The following is a 20,855-nucleotide window of genomic DNA, read 5'->3' as shown; positions in this document are numbered from 1 at the left end:
CATGACATTGTCTTGAGCGGGTCTTTTTGTTTCGGGGTGAATAAAAGAGTGCACCAAGCGCCGTTTCAGCCGTTCGACACAGCGCGTTTCAACCCGTAATAAGGAAAACAAAATGTTGAACAAGCGAATCAGTTTGATCGCACTGGGGATGTTGAGCGCCACTCAGGCAATGGCTAACGACCAGGCCGAGTCCAAGGGTTTTGTGGAAGACAGCAGCCTCAAAGTGCTGCTGCGCAATGCCTACATCAATCGTGACTACAAAGACGGTCGTAAAGACAAAGCCGAGTGGGGCCAGGCGGCCATCGGTACGTTCTCGTCCGGTTTCACTCAAGGCACCGTAGGTGTGGGTGTGGACGCTTTCGGTCTGTATGCACTGCGTCTGGATGGTGGCGAAGGCCATACCGGCGCGCAGGGTATCGACTTTTTCAAGCAGGGCGATCACCCGCCAGGCTCAAGCGATAAAGCCGCTCATGACCTGTCCAAGGGCGGCGCGGCCGTCAAATTCCGTATTTCCAACACCGTATTGACTTACGGCGACCAGATGCCGGCCCTGCCGGTGCTGAGCTATGACAACGTGCGTCTGTTGCCGGAAAGCTACACCGGTACCTTGATCACTTCCAAAGAGATCAAAGGCCTGGAGCTGAATGCCGGTCGCTTCACTGCCGAATCGCGTAAAAGCGCTGAAGGTCGTGACAGCGGTGGTCTGAAGTCGATCAACGTGTTGGGCGGTAGCTACCAGTTCACCGAACAGTTCAAGGCTGCGCTGTACGCTTCCGACGTCGAAGACGTGCTGAAGAAGCAATACGTGAACGCCAACTACGTGTTCCCGTTCGACAAGGACCAGTCCCTGACCCTGGACTTCAACGGCTACCGCACCAAGCTGGACAACTCCTATGTCCGCGAAAATGGTGTGACCGGCGACGACAACAAGATCTGGAGCCTGGCAGCAACTTTCGCCACCGGCCCGCACTCGTTCACCGTGGCGCATCAGCGCTCCACTGGTGACAGCAACCTGGGCTATGCCTATGGCGGCTATCAGAAAGAACAAGGGCGCGTGGGTGATGGCGGCAATACCATCTACCTGGCCAACTCCTACTGGTCCGACTTCAATGCTGAAGACGAGCGCAGCTGGCAGTTGGGTTACGGTCTGGACTTCACGGCGTTCGGCGTACCGGGTCTGAGCTACAACTTCGCGTACGTGCGTGGCGACAACATCACTACCTCCACCAGCACTGGCGGTACCGAGCGCGAATATTTCAACCAGTTCAAGTACGTCGTGCAAAGTGGCCCGGCCAAAGACCTGAGCATCAAGCTGCGTAGCTCGATCCTGCGTGTGTCGCAGAAATCCAGCGAATACAACGTCAGCGGCAACGAACTGCGTGTGTTTGTGGATTACCCGATCAACGTCTTCTGATGATCGATTGACCCGCAAGACGCGACAGAAAAACCCCGACTCGTTCGGGGTTTTTTTTTGACGCTTTTTGAAAAAACAGCATAAAAACCCGTGTTTTTGTCATTTGAAATGCACTTTCAGGCGGCTTCAAATCGCGTTTCAAACAGCGCTTTAAGTGCCTGAAATTCTTTCTCATGGACGCAAATTCTCCACCTAATAGATTAGGCCGCTCAACGCAGCGGAGAATTGGGTAATGATCGTTTTAACCAGAGAAGTGGGCGAATCGCTACGGCGCGACAAGTACGCCAATGTGCAGGGTGCTGACTTCAATCTCTACGGTCATTTCGCCGACTTCGTCAGACTGACCAAAAGTTGGGAAAACATGGAGCCTGACAGTTACTACGGTCAGGCCGAAGCCGGCATGCGTTACCGTCGTTACAGCGACTTTGAATACAACCCCAAGACGCGCGAACTGAAGCAGCTGGAACATCGCGCGTACGTGCAGTCCAAGGCCAACAACAGCTATGTGGGCGGTGTGGTGCGGCACTTCCAGGACTTCTCGGACGAAGTCATCAGCTCGCCGGTGATGCGCAGCCTGATCGACACCGATTTTGAAGTGTACAAAAGCGTGTTGCCGGAAGAGCTGCACGATGAAATCTGGCAGTGCCAGATCCATCAGATCCGCATTGAGATCAAACCCGGCAAACAACTGGAAATCACTCCGGAGGGGATTCACTGCGACGGCTATCCGTTCAGCGGCGTGCACTTCTGGGGGCGCAACAATGTCGAGGGCGCCGAAAGCCGCCTGTACGACATTCACGAGCAGCAACTGGCGTCGACCACCTACCAGGAAATCCTCGACACCACGTACTTCCTCGACCGCGACATGCGCCACTACGTGACACCGGCACGCAACACTCACTCCCACGCCATGGCGTACCGGCAGATCCTGGCGATTTCCTTCTCGCGGCCCGGGACCGCTTTCGACATTGTTCGCTAATCAGATCACCCCAATCGACGGCGTCGAATGCTCGACGCCGGTGGTGCTGCGGCGCGCGACGGCCAAGGACGCGCAGCGCATGGAGCGTTTCTTCCGCCAGTTCGACGAGGTGTCGTTCTGCGAATGGCAGGACGCCAAATGCCTGCGCGGCGTGCTGATCCAGAAAACTACCACGGCCTATCTGGCCTTCGATGTCGAAGGCGAGATCGTCGGCGCGGTGCTGGGTGGCATGCTCGGCAGTCGCGGCACGATCAACCATCTGGCGGTCAGTCTGCGCTATCGCAGCCAGGGCGTCGGCCAGCGGCTGGTGGAAGCGGCGTCGGCCGACATGAAACGGGTCGGTGTGCTGCGGATGTTCCTGTTCGTCGATGATGCTAACCTCGCGGGCAAGCGTTTCTGGACGGCCCAGGGTTTTTGCGAACCTCATGGCGAGCGGACATTTGAGAGGGATCTATGAATGAAACATCCGGCAGTGCGCCGCTGATGGTCGACCGTCAGCCGTCGCGCACCTTTGCCGAAGCCAGCCCGGTGGTGGCCGGTTACTTCACCGTGTCGTTCGTGTTCGGGCTGATGGCGGTCAACGCGGGGCTGCCGCTGTGGCTGCCGGTGGCCATGTGTCTGTTCGTGTATGCCGGGGCTTCGCAATTCGCGGCGCTGGCGCTGATCAGCAGCGGGGCGTCGCTGACCACCATCGTGCTGACCACGTTTCTGATCAATGCGCGGCACATGCTGATGTCGGTCTACATGGCAAAAGCCCTGCGGGCGCTGGGTCTGAGCCGCATGGAGCGCTGGTGCTACGCCGGCGGCCTGACCGATGAATCGTTTGCCTTCCACAGCGTCAAACTCGGCACCGGTGCGCCGGTGAACATCCGCTATCTGATCGGCTTCAACCTGTTCTGCCACACCTCGTGGGTGATCGGCGGATTGCTCGGCGCCCTGTGTGCGCAGTACGCGTCGCACCTGATCAAGTACCAGCTCGATTACGCGCTGACCGCGATGATGCTCTACGTGCTGGTCTCGCTGTGCAACACCCGCAACAAGCTCATCGCCGCCATGGCCGCCGTCGTCTGCATGGGCGCTCTGAGCCTGGTGGGCAGCTCGCCGTTCAACGTTTTCATCGCCACGTTTGTGGGCTGCGGAGTGGGTGTATGCCTGACCAAACGTTCCTGATTCTGGTGGTCGCGCTCATGATGGCCGTGACCTTTCTGCCTCGGGCTCTGCCGCTGCAGGTCAACACCGAGCACTGGCCGCCCTTCGTCGCCCGGGCGCTGGAATACCTGCCGGTGGCGATCGTCGCTGCGATCAGCCTGACACCCTTGTTGATCAAGGATCAGCACATACAGCTCGATCGCCCGGAATTTTATGCAGCGATTCCGACGCTGTTATGTGCGTACTTCAGCAAAAACCTCTTTCTCAGTGTGGCGGTTGGGACGGCTGCGTACATTGCGCTCGGCTCGTTCATGTAGCGGAAGATCGACCACGTCGTTCAACGCCTGGCCGGACAGGTCCGGGTTGTTCACCGCCAGGCGCACTTCGAGGAAATCCTCGAACCCGGGGAAGATCGTCAGGCCGTTTTTCTGAGCGGCCTCGCGAGAGACCATGCCGATGGCGTCCATCTGCGTGATGAGCGACAAGGTCAGCGTTTCGCTGCAGGAGTAGATCGTCCGCTGACTGTTCTCGTAATTGCCCAGCCCGGCGTCGAGAAAACGCAAAAAGCTGTGGGAATACGGACAATCTTCTGCCGGACGCACTTGAAACTTGTTGCCGAGCAACGTCAGCGGATCGTTCTCCTGACCACAGTGCGCGCCGACCACCTGCACCTGCACTTCCGGCAGGACAATGCTCGGCAAGCCCGGACGCTGTGGCCCGATCAGCACCGCCAGATCGAAGTCCTCGTTCTTCAGCTTGCTGAGGTTTTCCATCGATTCGGCGTAGCTGAATTCCATCTGATAGTCGGGAAACACCTCGATCAGGCGTCCGATCAGTCGCCGGTTGAAATCCGGGTCCAGTGTAGTGTTCAACGCCACTTTCAGCGTGCGCTGTCCCGGCACCTTCAACGCTTCGACTTTCTCTTCCATCTGCCGCGTGGCAATCAGCACTCTGTCCATATAGGGCGTCAGCTCCGTGCCTTGCGGCGTCAGCGTCAGCCCCTTGTTGGATCGTCTAAACAAGCGGAAACCGAACTGCTCTTCGACCTTGTTCAACTGTGCGGCCAGGGCCTGCACGGTCAGGCACGAATGCTCGGCTGCGGCCGACAACGAGCCGGTCTGCACGATGCGCATGAGGTTGCGTAAGGTTCTGCTATCCATGGGTAATGCCCTCTGAAGTGGGCTGGGTATTGTTGTGTACGTGACGGCCTGAACGGCTCCATTTGCCGGCTATATTCCTGTACCTGAGCATAGTTGTCGCGCAATTAGTAGCGAATTGATGTCCGCGCCGATGGCTGGAGGCTGACACAGGATCGGGGTTTTTGGCGACGCGGGGGTGATTGGGGTCAAAAAAAGTGCACGACGCGAAGGAGTCGGGCACTTTTTTGTGCGGTTGGGTTACAGCGGCTGGGACAATTTCGTAAAGCCATCTCGCGCTGTTCTGCGTTGATGTCGGAAGCCTCCTATTGAAAGACAAGAACGGGCTGATTTATTAGCGCAGTGCAAGTGGCTGAAATATCAGGCAGTTACTTTCGGGACTTTTTCAGTCCGAGGCCATTGGATATCCAGGCAATGCCGGCATCCGCGAAGCTAGCGAGAAGGTGCCAATGAATTTGCCTTGGAGCATGGCGTTACCTGAACAAAAGAACTGGAAGGATCATGGTTTACCGGACATTCGGGACATTGATCCCGAGTTGCTGACTTCTGCGATCAGAGAACGTCCGGGCGCCGAGAGTCTGGAGGCTGCATGGGAGCAAGTTGCCAAAGGCTTCGGACTTCATGACGGCCTCAATTCGACTGTGATTGAGACACCCATTTGCCCAGTTCTGGTGAGGCGCGAGCACTTGTTGCACATTGTGGAAAAACGTCCGAATGCTCGGGAGCGCTTCACAGACTTCGCGCAAGACACCCTGAAAAAACCGTTAGAGATCTGGAAGATTTCCTACGATGACGACTCTTTCCGGCTCTCATATATCGGTGCCTACAACACGAAATACCAGATGCTGGTCGTGATCCATATCGATCATGGCAACGTACTCTGGAACTTCATGAACTGTGAAAAAAAGGGTCTGAACAAGCATCGGCATGGAGAGCTACTGTTTCAACGTTACCGATGGTCCAAACAAAAAGGGCAGCCTTGATAGGCTGCCCTTCACGAAAAAGTTGCTTGATATTGTGCTCCCTCAAGCAGGGGAGAAGAGGTCTCACCCGAACGCTGATTTTCAGGTCATCAACGGGGTTCCTAACGCCGACTATAGCCACCTGATGGCAGTCGGTTTCGCGCTCTTGGGGCCGATTCTCGGCCACTGAATTCGATGTGTCAACCCGAGACTTCAGGGGGTAACTGGGAGCGACGTAGGTGTTTCAATTCATTACACCACCTCACAAATGAAGTACCCCGCCCCTACTTTTTCCCCTCCCGGCACGCGCCTAAATTGAGCTCCAACACCTGACCATCATCCCGAGGGCAGGTCACTGGAGTAGTCGTCATGCCATTTGTCAGCGTACGCATCACCCGCGACGGCGTTACCCGTGAGCAGAAAGCTCAGGTGATCGCCGAAATCACTGAAACCCTGGAACGCGTCCTCAACAAACGCCCGGACCTGACCCACATCGTGATCGAAGAAGTCGACACCGATAACTGGGGCTACGCCGGCATCACCACCACCGAATACCGCCGACAACTGGCGGAACGGGGTCAGTCATGACCCCGACCGTGACCATCGATTTCGTTTCCGACGTGGTGTGCCCCTGGTGCGCACTCGGGGCGACAGCGCTGGAGCAGGCGATCGGCAATCTGGCCGGCGAGATTTCGGTGGAGCTGACCTACAAGCCCTTCGAACTCAACCCGGACATGCCCGCCGAAGGTGAACCGGCCGTGCAGCATCTGATGCGCAAATACGGCCGCACCGCCGAAGACGTCGCTGCCGGCAAGAAGATGCAGATCGAACGCGGCAAGGCCATCGGTTTCGAGTTCGACCTGGAGAAACGCACGCACTTTCACAACACCTTCGACGCCCATCGCTTGCTGATGTGGGCGGCGCAGGAAGGGCGGCAGGTTGCGCTGAAAAAGATCCTGCTGCGCGCTTACTTCCGCGATGGTGACAACCCCAACGATCACCCGACGCTGATCCGTCTGGCGACCGAAGCGGGGCTGGATGCGGCGAGGGCTCGCAAGGTGCTGGCCAACGACGAATTCGCCAGCGAAGTGCGCCAACTGCAGGCGTTCTACCGGCAGCACGGGATCAACTCGGTGCCCGCGCTGATCCTGAACGGCAAGCACCTGGTGTCCGGTTCGCAATCGGTCGAGTACTACGAACAAATGCTGAAACAACTGGCTATCGCCTGATTCAACACCCACTTATTGATTGAGGATTTCATCATGAGCAACTCGAAAAAAACCGTTGTTATCACCGGTGCTTCCCAAGGTCTGGGCGAAGGCATGGTCAAGGCCTTCCGTGAACTGGGCTACAACATCGTCGCCACCTCGCGCTCGATCAAACCGTCGAACGACCCGCAGATCCTCACCATCGCCGGCGACATCGGCGACCCGGCCACTGCTCAACGCGTGATCAGCGAAGGCGTGGCACGCTTCGGCCGCATCGACACCCTGGTCAACAACGCCGGTATCTTCGTCGCCAAACCGTTCACCGCCTACACCCCGGAAGACTACGCGGCGGTGCTGTCGGTCAACCTCAACGGCTTCTTCTACATCACCCAACTGGCCATCGCCGAGATGGAAAAACAGGGCAAGGGCCACGTGGTCAACATCACCACCAGCCTGGTCGACCATGCCATCGACGGCGTGCCTTCGGTCCTCGCTTCCCTGACCAAGGGCGGCCTCAACGCCGCCACCAAATCCCTGGCCATCGAATACGCCAAACGCGGAATCCGGGTGAACGCGGTATCGCCGGGCATCATCAAAACGCCGATGCACGGCGAGGAAACCCACGCGGCACTGGGTGCGCTGCATCCGGTTGGGCACATGGGCGAGATCGACGACATTGCGCAGGCGGTGGTGTATCTCGATAACGCCAACTTTGTGACCGGTGAGATTCTGCATGTGGATGGCGGGCAGAGCGCTGGGCACTGATTGATCCGGTAACACAAAGCCCTCGCAGCGATGCGAGGGCTTTTTTTATGGGCGGCGGATTACGGATCCGGACTCAACACTTTGACCGCATCATCGACCAGCGCCTTGCTCAACTCCTGCAAATATTGCGAGGCGCAGGCGTGGAGTTCCGGGTCGTTGGCTGCAGAAGTATCCGAGGTGAGCAATTTGGAAATATGAAGCAGGTGGGAGGCGTGGGAGAGGGCGGTGACGACCGGGACGCCGGGGTTGGTGCGGAAGAGTGCGTGGTTGGACTGGAAGGAGAAATGGGTGAGGCCGAGGGTTTTCAGATCGTTGGGGTTGGTCATGGCTTCACCTACCGTTGGCTGGTTGGTGGAAAGGGCAGACTCTGGACGGATCGATGCTAATCATTTGTGAAACTCCCTGTATCAAATGAGGGCTGCCAATTCGTTATCAGGCGAATGGGGTGGCAGCTATGCGCAGGCTGATAAACCGGAGATACAGGAACCCGGCAGACCCAAAGGTCTCCCACGCACAGCCGCCATTACACGGAATTGCAGGCATGAAAAAGCGCCGACAAACGTGGGTTGGGGCGCTGGTGCGCCTGTATCTTACGCGGGTTATCAGGCCCGGTCGCTGAATTGGCAGCGACGGGATTGACGGTAGCGTGGGGGAGGGTTGAGCGCAATCGTGGCCAGGTGGTGGCGAGGAGGACGACATACTCACATGCAACACTTATGTTGCATGGGTAACAAATATGTTGCACGGTCGCTCTGCCGAAATAGCGCGTGATGCGCATAAGCGACATCGAGTTTCAGCGATGCAGCTAGGCCACAAGGGTGAGACTGAGTTTGTACCCCATGAGAGGAAACGTGATGTTCGAATATGCGTTGGAAGTCCACGAGGAGCCGAGCAGTGTCTGGTTGTCCTGCGCAGAAATTCCAGAGATGCACGCCGCTGGCGACACCCTCGAGGAAGCACTCGACGGCGCCATAGATGCAATGGAAACAGCCTTGTCGATCTACGTTGATGATCGCCGATTGATTCCGACAGGTGATGCGGGAGAGCAGGAAAGTGACGCGGTATTGCGTCTGCCTGCACTGACTGCGGCAAAGGTTGGGCTCTGGAATACGCTTCTGGAGTCTGGGGTCAGCAAAGCTGAACTGGCACGACGCTTGGGTGTACAACGACCCCAGGTAGATCGATTAGTCGATTTCCTGCATCACTCCAAGATCGAGAATGTCGAGCGTGCATTGCAGCAGCTTGGGCGCCGGATTTTGCTCTCGGTTGAGGCTGCGTAGGATTGGAGAAAAGCCCCCGACAGCGATTGCTGTTGGGGGCTTTTCATTTGGCGCGGAAAACCCAAACCCCAGAAACAACAAAGCCCCTGCATTTCTGCAGGGGCTTTGTTTTGTATGGTGCCGGCACCAGGAATCGAACCCGGGACCTACTGATTACAAGTCAGTTGCTCTACCATCTGAGCTATACCGGCGTGTGGGCGACGATTATAGCGACTCGGGTGCTTCTGTAAACCCCTGAATTCAGACTATTTTTGCGCCCTCTTCGAATCACGCCCGGCGCAGGACGTTGCGCAGTTTTTGTACAGCGCGCCAGGCGCGGCTGTTTTGCATGGCTCGCAGTTCGGCTTCGGCTTGTTCGGCGCGTTGCAGGGCGGTTTCCAGTGCCGGGTTCACCGGGTGGGCGAGGTTGTGGCCTTTGCACAGCTGGAAGTTGTCGAGATTGCACGGTGGCAGGTCGAACGCGGGTTTGAGGTTGATGTGTTCGTTGGCGAGGAAGAAGCTGTTGAGGCCGTCGAACAGGACGTTGGTGTAGCCGGCGTCGGTCACCAGGTGTTCCCAGGTGTGGTCGCGCTCCCATGGGGTTTCGATGAGAATGATCCATGGGCGGAAACGGTTGAAGTCCATGCCGCGCAGGACGGTTTCCTCATGGCCTTCAACGTCGATTTTCAGGAAGTGGATCGGCCGCTCGGCGGCGTGTTCTTCGCAGATTGAAGTCAGTGTGCGTGCATTGACGGTGAGGCTTTGCACGTTCATGCCGAGGTTTTTGCGCTCTTGTGCAATGACCGGGTCAGCGGTGGACAGGCCAGTGTCGGGAATACCGTAAAAGGTCAGTTCGCCCGGCTGGTCGCTGGCCACGCATTGCAGCGTGGTGTCGCGGGGGCGATGCTGGCGGAGTGCGTCGTGGTAGTTCTGCATCGGTTCGACATTGATGCCCTGCCAGCCACGATCGTAAAAGGCCTTGGTGACCGAGTCGTGGATCGGGTCATTGGCGCCGACGTCGATATAAAAACCGTTTTCAAAATACTGCAGGGCGCGCCAGAGGCGAACGTCCTCGAAATTCTGTGCGTAAGAAATGAACGTCACGGTCGCTTCCTGTCGGTCAGATTTTTTCTTGTTCGGGCGTGCGCTACCTGCACGGCGTAGGTCTGTATAACAAGGGCGGTGGGCAGGCGCAATTGCCGGTTGCCGGCGTCCGCGATTCGGCGGTTATGTCCTTTTATTCGAAGGCTTATGCACAACAGGCTTTGTAGAGAACGCGCTTAGGCAGGTTTTTGTGAACGGGTTCTCATCTGAGTTGCAAATCCCTGTTTTGCCGGTTTTTTCTTTTCATGAACAAAAAATGACCAAGGCTGTTAATGGCCTGAAACAACCGTAGATATTGGATCCACGACAATTCCATCAACAGAGTTATCCACAGGCTGTGAAGGATTAATCGCGTTCTGCCAGCAACAGGAAATTGCGCGGTGTGAGCGGCGCCTCGCAGAAGGTGCCGAGACGTACGACATATCCTTGTTCGGTGAGGAAAAGTGCCCGATCCAGATTCAGCCAAAGCTCCAGCGGCCGTCGGAACAGTCCGCGCAGCAATTCCAGGTTGCGAACTTCGGCCAATCGCTGCCAACCAGCGGCTTCCAGTGCTACCCAATCTGGCGCGCCAACTGTGGATAACTCTTTCAACGCTGCCAGATCGCGGCAGTAATCGGCGAACGGTTTGTCCAGCCAGGCGCTCGGCAGGGACGGCGTCGGCAAGTATTCGTCGACGCCACGCACTTGCCGTTGCAATAGATCAAAGGCCAGTCGGCGGGCCATGGAGGCGTCACGCTGACGTCGGACGCGGGCACCAGCCGTGACGGTTTCGCTCATTGGCAGGGACAGATCTTCCAGCGAGAGCTGCAGGGCTGATCGCGAACCGGCGCAAGATAGCGCCTGATACTCCGTGTGACTGATCCGGTTGTAGCAACACGGGGCGATGGCCAATTGTCGGCAACCAGCCGCCGAACCCAGTTGCATCAACCGCACGTGCAAGTCACCGCATGCGTGCAGAGCGACGGGCGTGTGCTCGGCGCTCAGCAACAATGCGGTGTTCGCCGCAAGCACATCCTGCTCGACATGCAGCGCATGCAAATGATGACGCTGACTCAATGCCTGACCGCTGGCGACCAGCGCCGGGTCATATTCCAGACAGGTAAGTTGCTGGTCAGCACCGAGCAGACGCCGGCCCAAGTGGCCTTTGCCCGAACACCAATCCAGCCAGTGCTTCGGTTGCGCGGCAAACGACAAGCGACTGGCGAACGCCTCGATCTGCTGCCATTTGCGCCCCGGCACATCGATATTCAGGCGATGTCCGGCGGCTTCCAGCGTATGCGCAGGCAAATCACCCACCGAACCCAGCTCAAGCGACAACGTTGCCAATGAAGCAAACGGCTCCGGCGAATCTATAAGTTCGGCAGGTTGGTTGTGGGCGTTTTCCGCATCTTCCAGCGATCGCCTGCGTAGCCACGAGGCCAGTTCCGGGTAGGACGCTTCCCAAGGCAGTTGCAGATGAGTGAACGGGCGGGGTTTCCACAGCGCCTGATGCGCTGTGAGAAATGTATCCAGTGCCGTGAAACGGGCGAGCAGATCCTCGCCCATCAGCACGTCAGAAGAATCAGCGCCCCTGGCACGCATCGACGCGCAGCCAGCGTTCAAGCAGCTTGAAGCCGCGAACCAGCACGTAGGCCATCACCAGGTAGAACACACCGGCAGCGAAGAAGATCTCCACCGGCAAGTAAGTGCGGGCAATGATCGTGCGCGCCATGCCGGTCAGTTCCAGCAGAGTCACGGTGCTGGCCAGGGCGCTGGCCTTGAGCATCAGGATTACTTCGTTGCTGTAGGCCGGCAGACCGATGCGCGCGGCACGCGGCAGGATGATGTAGAACAGTGCTTTCGGCCGTGACATGCCCAGTGCCCGTGCCGCTTCGATCTCGCCCGGCGGAATCGCCTGGATCGCGCCGCGCAGGATCTCGGCGATGTACGCTGCGGTGTGCAGGGTCATGGTCGCAGTGGCGCACCAGAACGGGTCGCGCAGGTATGGCCACATCGAGCTGTTACGCACCGCATCGAACTGCGCCAGGCCGTAGTAGACCAGGAACAGTTGAACCAGCAACGGCGTGCCACGGAAAAAGAAGATGTAGGCGTAGGGCAAAGCGCGCACGTACCACAGCTTCGAAGAACGGGCGATACCCAGCGGAATTGCCAGCAGCAAACCGGCGATCACGGCGATGGCCACCAGTTCCAGGGTCAGCGTCGCGCCCTGGGCCAGTTTCGGCAGCCATTTGATGATGACTTCCCAATTCATTGAGCGCTCCTCGCGAAGCCGCGTGCGGCGCGTTTTTCCAGCAGATGCATGCCGATCATCGCCAGCACGGTCAGGCACAGGTACATGAGCGCCGCCACCATATAAAAGGTGAATGGCTGCTTGGACACGGTCACGCCGATCTGCGCGTGACGCATGATTTCTTCCAGGCCAATGACCGACACCAGCGCGGTGTCCTTCATCAGGATCATGAAAAGGTTACCCAGGCCGGGCAGGGCGATGCGCCACATCTGCGGCATGATCAATTTGGTGAAGATCCGCCATTTCGACAGGCCCAGGGCCACGCCGGCCTCACGGTGGCCTTTGGGAATGGCGAGGATCGCGCCACGAAACACCTCTGTGGCGTAGGCGCCGAAGCACAGGCCCAGCGCAATGACGCCGGCGGCAAAGGCGCTGAGTTCCAGTTCGGGATTGCCGAGGAACTCACCGAGCGCGCGCATCGCGTTGACCGTACCGAAGTAGATCAACAGCACCCAGAGCAATTCCGGGACACCGCGCACCAGGGTCGAATAGGTTCCGCCAAGCCACTGCAACGGCTTGTACGGGGAAGTCTTGGCCAAGGCGCCGAGCAGACCGAGCACCAGCCCCAGGCACAGGGCCGAGAGTGCCAGTTTGACGGTCATCAGCGCGCCGGCGAAGAGCGCCGGGCCGAATCCGTGGAGGTCGATAATCATGGATTTCTTTTCAAATCGCGGCAGGCAAGGCCGGGGATCGGCGCCGCCATGTGACGGTGCCGATCCGGCAGGTCAGGATCAGTAGATGCTGAACGGGAAGTACTTGTCGTTGATCTTCTTGTAGGTACCGTCGGCGACGATTTCCTTCAGTGCAGCGTTCAGCTTCTCGCGGATCGGGTCGCCTTTGCGTACAGCGATACCGATCTTGTCGCTTTCTTCCACCGGGTCGCCTTTGAATTCGTAGGCTTTGCCAGCGTCGCTTTTCAGCCATTCGTAGTTGACGTATTTGTCGGCGAGGATGCCGTCCAGACGACCGGAAGTCAGGTCGAGGTAGGCGTTTTCCTGGGTGTCGTAGAGTTTCACTTCGACGCCCGGCATGTTGTCTTCCATGTACGTACCGGCGAGGGTCGCGCGTTGGGCACCGATCACTTTGCCTTTCAGGGAGTCCTTGTCGGTCTTGAACTCTTTATCCTTCGGCGCGATGAATTGCAGCTTGTTGGAGTAGTACGGGTCGGTGAAATCCACCGCTTGCTTGCGCTCGTCGGTGATCGACATCGAGGAAATCAGGAAGTCGAACTTCTTGGCGTTCAGGGCCGGGATGATGCCGTCCCAGTCCGAGGTGACTACGGAGCATTCAACTTTCATCTTGGCGCACAGGGCGTCGCCGATGTCTTTATCGAAGCCGACGACGTTGCCGCTGGCGTCTTTGTTGTTGAACGGCGGGTAAGCCGCTTCGATGCCCATCTTAAGGGTCTCGGCCATGGCACCGGCGCTGAACGCGAGAGTGACGGCGGCGGCCAGGAAGACCTTTTTGTAGTTCTGCATGCGGGTAGCTCCGTTAGCGGTTGCTGGACATGAATTGTTTGCAGCGCGCCGAAAGCGGGTTCTCGAACACCTGCTGTGGCGATCCTTGCTCTTCGACCAGGCCCTGGTGGAGGAACACCACTTCGCTGGAGACCTGACGGGCGAATCCCATTTCATGGGTCACGAGCAGCATGGTGCGGCCTTCTTCGGCCAGTGCGCGGATGACATTAAGTACTTCCTGGACCATTTCCGGGTCAAGGGCGGAGGTGGGTTCGTCGAACAGGATCACCTTGGGCTGCATCGCCAGTGTGCGGGCAATCGCCGCGCGCTGTTGCTGGCCGCCGGACAGTTGCGCCGGGTAGGCGTGGCGCTTGTCGGCGATGCCGACCTTGGCCAGCAGCGCTTCGGCGACTTCGATGGCTTCGGCCTTGCTCTGGCCGAGCACGCGGCGCGGGGCTTCGATGATGTTGTCGAGCACGCTCATGTGCGGCCATAGATTAAAGTTTTGAAATACAAAACCAATCTCGGAGCGCAGGCGATTGATCTGTTTGCCGTCGGCGGCAACCAGTTCGCCATTCTTGGCGGCCTTGAGCTTGAGTTCTTCGCCGGCGACCAGGATCTGGCCCTGGTGCGGGTTTTCCAACAGGTTGATGCAACGCAGGAACGTGGACTTGCCGGAACCGGAGGAACCGAGGATCGAGATCACATCGCCGTCGCGGGCGGTCAGCGAGATGCCTTTGAGCACCTCAAGCTGTCCGTAGCGTTTGTGCAAGTTGCGGATTTCAAGCGCGGGCGTGGCCTCAGCCATGTGCGTTCCTCATATATGTTGCGCTCCTGCTGTTGGTTGGCCTTCCTGGCGAGGCGGCCAAGCTAGCATAGCGTTTCAATGGCAGCCAACAGCGCTACGAGCGGTAAACGGATGGCGTGTGACAGGTTGTCGCATCGGCGCAGCAGACTGTCGCCCCATCAACAACCGAACGGGTGTTTGAACGTGGATTCCCGTGGGTGTCGCGTAAAAAAAGGCGCGATGTTGCCACCTTTGGCGGGGTGTTGGAAGCGCTAACCGGCCGAACGTTCCTCATTCGCCCTTTTATTGTGCATCCCGTACTTTTTCAGTGTGTTTCTGGTGCGCTGATTCGTTTGAAAAGTGGGTCGCAGGGTAACGCTTTGGCGAAAGGCCATTATTCTCAATGACTTGCGATGACTGTCCGGTCGCGCTGAAAACCGCGGGCCAGAAGACTTTGAAACATTTTGGCGCAATTATTGCGTGCAGAATTCGGAACGCCCCGTTGGATTCTTTTTACGAGAAGGAACGCCAGACGGGCCGGACGCCATCGCTTTCCTCGCAAAGGTAGTTTCAATGAGCAGTACCCAAAGCTCCAATGGCCTCGAACAGGGGCTCAAACCGCGTCATGTGACCATGCTGTCGATCGCCGGGGTGATCGGTGCAGGTCTGTTCGTAGGCTCCGGCCATGCCATCGCCGCCGCCGGTCCCGCTGTTCTGCTGGCTTACGCCGCTGCTGGCGCGCTGGTTGTGCTGGTCATGCGCATGCTTGGCGAGATGGCTGTCGCCTCGCCTGACACTGGCTCGTTCTCGACTTACGCCGACCGTGCCATCGGTCATTGGGCCGGTTTCACCATCGGCTGGCTGTACTGGTGGTTCTGGGTTCTGGTGATTCCGCTGGAGGCCAACGCCGCCGCAACCATCCTGCACGCCTGGTTTCCGAGTGTGGAAATCTGGGCATTCGCGCTGATCATCACCATGCTGCTGACCGTGACCAACCTGTTCAGCGTGAAAAACTACGGTGAGTTCGAATTCTGGTTCGCCCTGCTCAAAGTCGTGGCGATCATTGGTTTCATCATTCTCGGCGTCGCGGCCATTTTCGGCTTCCTGCCGAACAGCCAGGTCAGCGGCGTTTCGCACATCTTCGACACCCAGGGCTTCCTGCCGAACGGCATGGGCGCGGTGCTGGGCGCGATCCTGACCACCATGTTCTCCTTCATGGGTACCGAGATCGTGACCATCGCGGCCGCGGAATCGAAGAACCCTGGCAAACAGATTTCCAAGGCCACCAACTCGGTGATCTGGCGGATCGGTCTGTTCTACCTCGTATCGATCTTCATCGTCGTGGCGCTGGTGCCATGGAACGATCCTGCACTGGCCAGCCTCGGTTCCTACCAGACCGTGCTTGAGCGCATGGGCATCCCGAATGCCAAGATGATCGTCGACATCGTGGTACTGGTCGCTGTGACCAGCTGCCTGAACTCGGCGCTGTACACCTCTTCGCGCATGCTGTTCTCCCTCGGCAAACGGGGCGATGCTCCAGCCATGTCGACCCGCACCAACAAGAGCGGCACCCCCTACTGGGCGGTGATGCTGTCCACCGGCGCGGCGTTCCTGTGCACCTTCGCCAACTACGTGGCCCCGGCTGCGGTGTTCGAGTTCCTGCTGGCCAGCTCCGGCGCCATCGCACTGCTGGTGTACCTGGTGATCGCGATTTCGCAACTGCGCATGCGTAAACAACGCGTGGCTCGCGGCGAGAAAATCGTCTTCAGCATGTGGCTGTTCCCGGGCCTGACCTACGCGGTGATCGTATTCATCGTGGCGGCCCTGACCATCATGCTGTTCCAGGAAGCCCACCGCGTGGAAATCCTCGCGACCGGCCTGCTGAGCCTGGTGGTTGTCGCGACCGGCCTGCTCGTGGCACGCCGTCGCAAGGCAGAAAACCGTGGTGCGGTGGTGTTGAACTGATCCGTATCGCGTCATGCAAAACGGCCGCTGTCAGCGATGACAAGCGGCCGTTTTTGTTTGCGGGCGAGGTTTATTCGCTCTTTTCTTCCTGCGCTTCGAGCGACTGGCCGTAGGTGTCCAGTGCCTTCCCGAAATCGGTGATGAACTGCGGCTCGCTCAGCCAGGCCTGGGCGGTCTCGCGATCCATTCCGTCGGCCCACATGCGGTAGTCGATCAGCATGTCGGCGGCCAGGTGAGTGGCGGCCATGCCTTCGTCGTCAGCATTTTCCATGTCCAGCAGTTCAGGATGGTCGACGATGATGAACGCCAGCTCCCGCAGCAGGGTCAGCAGCATTTCGTCGCGGCTGACGGCTTCGGCGTCGCGCATTTTGCTGAACATCGCCAGGGTGTATTCCGGGATCGGCTCCGCCAGGTGACCGTGGTCATCGTCCAGGGCCAGAGGTTTGCGGCCGACCATGCGGATCTGCTTGGCTTTGGCCTTGGCGCGTTTGGCGCGTTTCTGCTGCTTGTTCAGGGATGCCATGGGAACTCAGTTTTTCTGTTGGGTTTGTGCGGCGATCGCGTCGGACGCGGCCACATAGTCTTTCTGGAATTCAGGCGACTCGATCCAGGCCAGGGCGCCGACTTCGTCGGTTTCGGTGGACCACTGGCGGTACTCGATCAGGGCGGCGAGGATGAAATCCATCGCGCCTTCTTCGCCTTCCTGCTCGTACACCAGCTCCAGCAACGGGTCTTCGAGGAATGCGGTGCACATGGCCTGCTGGCTGATCTTCTCGGCGTCGATCATTTTCTTGAACAGTTCGGTCAGGTCCACCGATTCGAAATCGATGCGGTCGTCGTTCGGGTCCAGCTCGACCGGTGCTTCGGCACGCTTGGTGCGGTTCTGCCTGGCTTTGGTCTTGGCTCGGGCGGCGCGTTTTTGCTGCTTGTTGGCGGAAGCCATGGTGTGTGTTCCGTGGTGCGTTAAAGGGCTTGGCTGCGTGGGATTTTGCGCCCCGGGGTGTCGGAGGCCAGTTCGCCGGTCTGCAGCCAGGTCAGAGCGATGGGCCATAGTGTGGCTTGGTATGCGCTGCGAAAAAAGGCGAAATGTCCGACTTGCTGTTCACCGATGTCCTGCGGCTCGATTCGCAGGTGGGTCCTTTGCGCGTTGTGAAAGTAAGCGAGCAGACGTTCGATGGCGGCAATCGTGCCGTAGGGATCGTCGCTGATGCTGATTGCCAGGGCTTTGGCCCGGACGTTGGCGAAGGGCAAGTCGGTCATCGTTCTGCCGCTCGGGCGCCGCTCATAACGTGCGTCCGGCGTGCTCCAGTCGCGCACCACGCCGGCGGGGGTGTCTTCCAGCCAGCCAAGTCGTTTGCCCGGAAAGTAGCCACAAAACAGCGTGACCAGTGGCATCAGCAGATGCCATTTGCCGAACATCCGCCAGCGGTGCTCGGGCGCGTAATCGCGCCAGTAAGCGAATTGCGCGCCGACCGTCACCAGTCGCCGGATTATCTTCCCGGACGCCCCCAGGCCTGCTGCGCAGCCACCGAAGCTGTGCCCGACCACATCGATCGGCTGCCCGGGGAACTCCCGCTGCGCGCGTTTGAGCATCGCCTCGAAATCCAGCGCGCCCCAATCCGTCCATGAAGCCTGCAAATGCCTCATCGATTTCGGTCGTGATTCACCAATGCCCCGGTAGTCGTAAATGATCACGTCGAAGCCGTTGGCGAAAAGGTACGCCGCGAAGCGCGAATAGTGACGGCAGCGCACGGACGTGGCGGCGTTGATGATTACCACTGGGCGTTGTGGGTCTGGTGAGGCGTGACGCCAGGTGAAACCGCCGAGCAGATAACCGTCGGCGGCAGGTTCCCGAAAGGGGGCGTCCTGAACATCGCTTGCGAGTGTGGTTCTGTTCCGGGCAGCTTCCAGTGCGTGCGTGTCTTGAAAACCCATGGCTCTCGACCTTCGCGGAGTAGCTGCCAACGATAGTCCCAGCTGGCTCGGTGAACAATCCGTCGGCGATCAATCAGCCGTCTGATCGCTCAAGCGCTCTTCCAGCAGCGTGTGTTCCCGATTCAACTCCGCTCTTAACTCCTCTTCGCTCGGCAGCACCAGTTTGTAGCTGCTGGCGAACAGTTGTTCATTACCCTTGAGGATCGTGTAGCGCGCCACCGATTCATTTTGTTGGGCACAGAGAATGATCCCCACCGTTGGCCCGTCGCCCTCGCTACGTTTGAGGTCGTCGTACATGCGGATGTACATGTCCATCTGGCCTACGTCCCGAGCACTGAGTTTGCCGCGCTTCAGATCGAGGATGACGAAGCATTTGAGCAGGTAGTTGTAGAACACCAGGTCAATGTAAAAATCATCGTCGCCAGCGCTGATGCGTTGCTGGCGACCGACAAAAGCGAAGCCTTTGCCCAGCTCAAGGAGAAATCCCTGGAGCTGGTCGATCAAGGCTTGCTCCAGTTCGGATTCCTGAAGCTTGCCCGGTGATGGCAGGCCGAGAAATTCCAGCAGGACCGGGTCGCGGATGAATTCCCGGGGATTGCTTTTCATCGCGGCAATGTTGGTTGCGGCCTCTGCATAGACGTCGGTTTTGTCCCGACTCATCAACAGACGTTCGTAGTAGAGGGTGTTGATCTGGCGATCGAGGGCACGGCTTGACCAGTTTTGCGCAGCGGCTTCGTTCATGTACCACTGCCGGGCGGGTTCGCTTTCGACCTGCAATATCCTGCGGTAATGGGTCCAGCTCAATTCGAGACGCAGTGCGTCTCGAATTGGAAAGAGCTGATAAAACTGCCGCATTTTTCGAAGATTGGTAACGTCGAAGCCTTTCCCAAAGTCTGCAGTCAGCTCCTTCGCCAGCGTAGCCAGAAGCTGTTTTCCGTACCCCGCACGCCGGGCTCCCTGTTGCTCGAACTCGACAATGTGTCGCCCGATCTGCCAGCAGGTCTGGACTTGAATTGTGTCGACCGTTCGCAGCACTTTCTGCCTGGCCTCGCGTATCAGGTCGCCCAGATCGCCCAGCAGCGACTCAAGTTTTGAATCTTGTGGTTCAGCCGTTTCCAGTTGGCTCATCAGGTCTTCCGGCTCGGGGTGAACAGAAGCAAGAGCATGCCAATTGTTCAGGGCCTGGGGATGCCGGCCGTGTCTGATGCCACTGAAGGAAGAGTGGGCGGGTTTTGCGAGATCAGGCTGACGGAGTCCGCGAACGAGGAGTACGGCGTGTAGTCCTTTTCGTATCAACCGCAACTCCCAATCGTTCTAAAACCCACCCCGCAAGACAAAATCTAAAAAGAGGTAACGATTGGGTTCCGCGAGAGCCCGGGAGTCGTCCTCATGAAACGTGTTCTTTCATTCGTGCTGCCCGTTGCCGCTGCTGCGGTGCTGCTGTTTCCGGCCATGGCGCAGGCTGCGAGTCTGGAGCCGATCGACAGCTCCGCTGTGCAGGCTCAGCAGCAAGAACAAAACGGCGTTCGCTATCTGGCTGGCGGGATTGGCGAAGATGAGTCGAAAGCCATTCAGCAATCCGCGGGCTACAACCTGCACATGACGTTCGCCGTCGGCATGCAAAACCAATACACCGCCGATGTCGACGTGATGATCCAGAAAGCTCCGGGTCAGACCGTGCTGACGCTGAATCAGACCGGGCCATTGGTCTACGTGCAGTTGCCGCCCGGCAAATACACGGTCGTGGCGACCCGCAACGGTGAAACACGCCGGGATGCGGCCGAAATAGGCGGCGGTGCTGCGCGCAATCTGGTTTTTCACTGGAATGACAACAGCTAGTAGCGTTACCGGTCGCGCCGGGATGGCGTGACCGTTGCCGTGCGGCCCAGCCAGATCAATACCCATGCTGCGCCCGACAGGAAGAGGGCGAGGAGGCAATGCGTGGCGATGGCAAACCAGAAGTTGGCGGGTTGTGTGGTCAACGAATACACGGCGAAGTGTTTGCCGCGAGCCAGGTTGCCGATGCGTCCCTGAATCAAACCGTCCACGGTTTCATAGGCGATCAGGCCGGTACACAGCATGAACATCAGGCCGAGAGCGATCATCAGCCAGTCGGTGCGTTTTATCGGTGGAGCGGGATGGGGGAGGGGAACGCGGGTTCTTTTCTGGTTCATCGCGCGGATGACCCTCTTGCGTAAGGGTTGAGCAACGTATCGCGATTTCCGGTCTGCAAGAAGGGCGGAATCGGGTCACCGTCAAATCGCAGGCATAAAAAAACCCTGAATCTTGCGATTCAGGGTTTTCGGTATTTGGTGCCCAGAGACGGAATCGAACCGCCGACACGGGGATTTTCAATCCCCTGCTCTACCGACTGAGCTATCTGGGCAACGGGGCGCATTAAAAGGGTTTTTCGGATTTGCGTCA

Annotated in this window: 25 protein-coding genes and 2 tRNA genes; 12 read left to right on the top strand and 15 right to left on the bottom strand. The window is 58.4% G+C overall.

Annotation, left to right across the window (positions count from 1 at the left end; all coding sequences use genetic code 11):
* The first annotated feature begins 112 nt into the window (after positions 1-112).
* The 5 genes from CAF73_RS11350 to CAF73_RS11330 all read left to right on the top strand — a co-directional run bounded on the left by CAF73_RS11350 (position 113) and on the right by CAF73_RS11330 (position 3,859).
* Complete coding sequence (locus CAF73_RS11350; protein WP_085702721.1) at positions 113-1,414, top strand: OprD family porin; 1,302 nt, start codon at positions 113-115, stop codon at positions 1,412-1,414.
* Positions 1,415-1,646: 232 nt separating this feature from the next.
* A complete protein-coding gene (locus CAF73_RS11345; protein WP_011331995.1) occupies positions 1,647-2,393 on the top strand; it encodes a 2OG-Fe dioxygenase family protein in 747 nt (248 codons plus the stop codon).
* A gap of 79 nt (positions 2,394-2,472) precedes the next feature.
* Positions 2,473-2,850: a GNAT family N-acetyltransferase gene (locus CAF73_RS11340; protein WP_007952618.1), complete on the top strand. Its 378-nt coding sequence runs from the start codon at positions 2,473-2,475 to the stop codon at positions 2,848-2,850.
* A complete protein-coding gene (locus CAF73_RS11335; protein ID WP_085702720.1) occupies positions 2,847-3,563 on the top strand; it encodes an AzlC family ABC transporter permease in 717 nt (238 codons plus the stop codon). The genes CAF73_RS11340 and CAF73_RS11335 overlap by 4 nt, the downstream gene beginning before the upstream one ends.
* Positions 3,542-3,859, top strand: a complete 318-nt coding sequence (locus tag CAF73_RS11330) for an AzlD domain-containing protein (RefSeq protein WP_007952614.1) — start codon at positions 3,542-3,544, stop codon at positions 3,857-3,859. The genes CAF73_RS11335 and CAF73_RS11330 overlap by 22 nt, the downstream gene beginning before the upstream one ends.
* Here the strand turns inward: CAF73_RS11330 and CAF73_RS11325 are convergent.
* Positions 3,776-4,702 carry a LysR family transcriptional regulator gene (locus CAF73_RS11325; protein WP_085698035.1) on the bottom strand — a complete coding sequence of 309 codons (927 nt, stop codon included), beginning with the start codon at positions 4,700-4,702 and terminating at the stop codon, positions 3,776-3,778. The two genes, CAF73_RS11330 and CAF73_RS11325, sit on opposite strands and share 84 nt — an antisense overlap.
* Positions 4,703-5,148: 446 nt before the next feature.
* On the opposite strand from CAF73_RS11325, the gene CAF73_RS30165 reads away from it, so the two are divergent.
* From CAF73_RS30165 to CAF73_RS11305, 4 genes are all read left to right on the top strand, one after another.
* A complete protein-coding gene (locus CAF73_RS30165; RefSeq protein ID WP_227234136.1) occupies positions 5,149-5,682 on the top strand; it encodes a PBECR2 nuclease fold domain-containing protein in 534 nt (177 codons plus the stop codon).
* 348 nt (positions 5,683-6,030) lie between these two features.
* Positions 6,031-6,249 carry a 4-oxalocrotonate tautomerase family protein gene (locus tag CAF73_RS11315; RefSeq protein ID WP_007952610.1) on the top strand — a complete coding sequence of 73 codons (219 nt, stop codon included), beginning with the start codon at positions 6,031-6,033 and terminating at the stop codon, positions 6,247-6,249.
* The gene (locus CAF73_RS11310) at positions 6,246-6,890 is read left to right on the top strand and encodes a DsbA family oxidoreductase (protein WP_085702719.1); all 645 of its coding nucleotides are present in this window, start codon (positions 6,246-6,248) and stop codon (positions 6,888-6,890) included. The genes CAF73_RS11315 and CAF73_RS11310 overlap by 4 nt, the downstream gene beginning before the upstream one ends.
* A 33-nt stretch (positions 6,891-6,923) precedes the next feature.
* Positions 6,924-7,634, top strand: a complete 711-nt coding sequence (locus CAF73_RS11305) for an SDR family NAD(P)-dependent oxidoreductase (RefSeq protein ID WP_085608639.1) — start codon at positions 6,924-6,926, stop codon at positions 7,632-7,634.
* A gap of 59 nt (positions 7,635-7,693) precedes the next feature.
* On the opposite strand, the gene CAF73_RS11300 is transcribed toward CAF73_RS11305, so the two are convergent.
* A complete protein-coding gene (locus tag CAF73_RS11300; protein WP_085702718.1) occupies positions 7,694-7,960 on the bottom strand; it encodes a DUF3077 domain-containing protein in 267 nt (88 codons plus the stop codon).
* A 528-nt stretch (positions 7,961-8,488) separates the two neighbouring features.
* On the opposite strand from CAF73_RS11300, the gene CAF73_RS11295 reads away from it, so the two are divergent.
* A complete protein-coding gene (locus CAF73_RS11295; protein ID WP_074689493.1) occupies positions 8,489-8,914 on the top strand; it encodes a type II toxin-antitoxin system HicB family antitoxin in 426 nt (141 codons plus the stop codon).
* 115 nt (positions 8,915-9,029) lie between these two features.
* Here the strand turns inward: CAF73_RS11295 and CAF73_RS11290 are convergent.
* The 7 genes from CAF73_RS11290 to CAF73_RS11260 form a co-directional block, all read right to left on the bottom strand.
* A tRNA-Thr gene (locus CAF73_RS11290) sits at positions 9,030-9,105 on the bottom strand.
* 76 nt (positions 9,106-9,181) lie between these two features.
* Positions 9,182-9,997: an FkbM family methyltransferase gene (locus CAF73_RS11285; RefSeq protein ID WP_085702717.1), complete on the bottom strand. Its 816-nt coding sequence runs from the start codon at positions 9,995-9,997 to the stop codon at positions 9,182-9,184.
* A 345-nt stretch (positions 9,998-10,342) separates the two neighbouring features.
* Entirely contained in the window at positions 10,343-11,578 is a 1,236-nt protein-coding gene (locus tag CAF73_RS11280; RefSeq protein WP_085702716.1) for a methyltransferase, read from the bottom strand.
* A complete protein-coding gene (locus CAF73_RS11275; RefSeq protein ID WP_007952568.1) occupies positions 11,559-12,248 on the bottom strand; it encodes an ABC transporter permease in 690 nt (229 codons plus the stop codon). Before CAF73_RS11275 ends, CAF73_RS11280 begins: the two co-directional genes overlap by 20 nt.
* On the bottom strand, positions 12,245-12,940 hold the full coding sequence (locus CAF73_RS11270) for an ABC transporter permease (RefSeq protein ID WP_085698042.1): 696 nt from the start codon (positions 12,938-12,940) through the stop codon (positions 12,245-12,247). Before CAF73_RS11270 ends, CAF73_RS11275 begins: the two co-directional genes overlap by 4 nt.
* A gap of 78 nt (positions 12,941-13,018) precedes the next feature.
* Positions 13,019-13,765 carry an ABC transporter substrate-binding protein gene (locus CAF73_RS11265; protein ID WP_085684088.1) on the bottom strand — a complete coding sequence of 249 codons (747 nt, stop codon included), beginning with the start codon at positions 13,763-13,765 and terminating at the stop codon, positions 13,019-13,021.
* A 13-nt stretch (positions 13,766-13,778) separates the two neighbouring features.
* Positions 13,779-14,552 (bottom strand): ABC transporter ATP-binding protein, encoded by a 774-nt coding sequence (locus tag CAF73_RS11260; protein ID WP_007897462.1) that lies wholly within the window; start codon positions 14,550-14,552, stop codon positions 13,779-13,781.
* Between the two features lie 552 nt (positions 14,553-15,104).
* Between CAF73_RS11260 and gabP the strand changes: the two genes are divergently transcribed.
* Positions 15,105-16,496 (top strand): GABA permease, encoded by a 1,392-nt coding sequence (gene gabP / locus CAF73_RS11255; RefSeq protein WP_085698043.1) that lies wholly within the window; start codon positions 15,105-15,107, stop codon positions 16,494-16,496.
* A gap of 70 nt (positions 16,497-16,566) precedes the next feature.
* Here gabP and CAF73_RS11250 read toward each other — a convergent pair whose 3' ends face one another.
* The 4 genes from CAF73_RS11250 to CAF73_RS11235 form a co-directional block, all read right to left on the bottom strand.
* On the bottom strand, positions 16,567-17,019 hold the full coding sequence (locus CAF73_RS11250) for a hypothetical protein (RefSeq protein WP_085698044.1): 453 nt from the start codon (positions 17,017-17,019) through the stop codon (positions 16,567-16,569).
* 6 nt (positions 17,020-17,025) lie between these two features.
* Positions 17,026-17,439: a hypothetical protein gene (locus CAF73_RS11245; protein ID WP_085702715.1), complete on the bottom strand. Its 414-nt coding sequence runs from the start codon at positions 17,437-17,439 to the stop codon at positions 17,026-17,028.
* Positions 17,440-17,459: 20 nt separating this feature from the next.
* On the bottom strand, positions 17,460-18,431 hold the full coding sequence (locus tag CAF73_RS11240; RefSeq protein ID WP_085702714.1) for an alpha/beta fold hydrolase: 972 nt from the start codon (positions 18,429-18,431) through the stop codon (positions 17,460-17,462).
* Between the two features lie 69 nt (positions 18,432-18,500).
* A complete protein-coding gene (locus CAF73_RS11235) occupies positions 18,501-19,559 on the bottom strand; it encodes a YhcG family protein (RefSeq protein WP_085702713.1) in 1,059 nt (352 codons plus the stop codon).
* Positions 19,560-19,820: 261 nt separating this feature from the next.
* Here CAF73_RS11235 and CAF73_RS11230 point away from each other — a divergent pair, with 261 nt between their 5' ends.
* Positions 19,821-20,270 carry a hypothetical protein gene (locus CAF73_RS11230; RefSeq protein ID WP_085702712.1) on the top strand — a complete coding sequence of 150 codons (450 nt, stop codon included), beginning with the start codon at positions 19,821-19,823 and terminating at the stop codon, positions 20,268-20,270.
* A gap of 5 nt (positions 20,271-20,275) precedes the next feature.
* Here the strand turns inward: CAF73_RS11230 and CAF73_RS11225 are convergent, their stop codons facing one another.
* Positions 20,276-20,536 (bottom strand): hypothetical protein, encoded by a 261-nt coding sequence (locus CAF73_RS11225; RefSeq protein ID WP_227234145.1) that lies wholly within the window; start codon positions 20,534-20,536, stop codon positions 20,276-20,278.
* Positions 20,537-20,741: 205 nt separating this feature from the next.
* Positions 20,742-20,817, bottom strand: a tRNA-Phe gene (locus CAF73_RS11220).
* Positions 20,818-20,855: the final 38 nt, after the last annotated feature.

The sequence above is a fragment of the Pseudomonas sp. B15(2017) genome, assembly GCF_002113215.1.
Classification (GTDB): Bacteria; Pseudomonadota; Gammaproteobacteria; order Pseudomonadales; family Pseudomonadaceae; genus Aquipseudomonas.
Note: the sequence above shows the minus strand (reverse complement) of the source record. Positions and strands in the feature narration are given on the sequence as shown.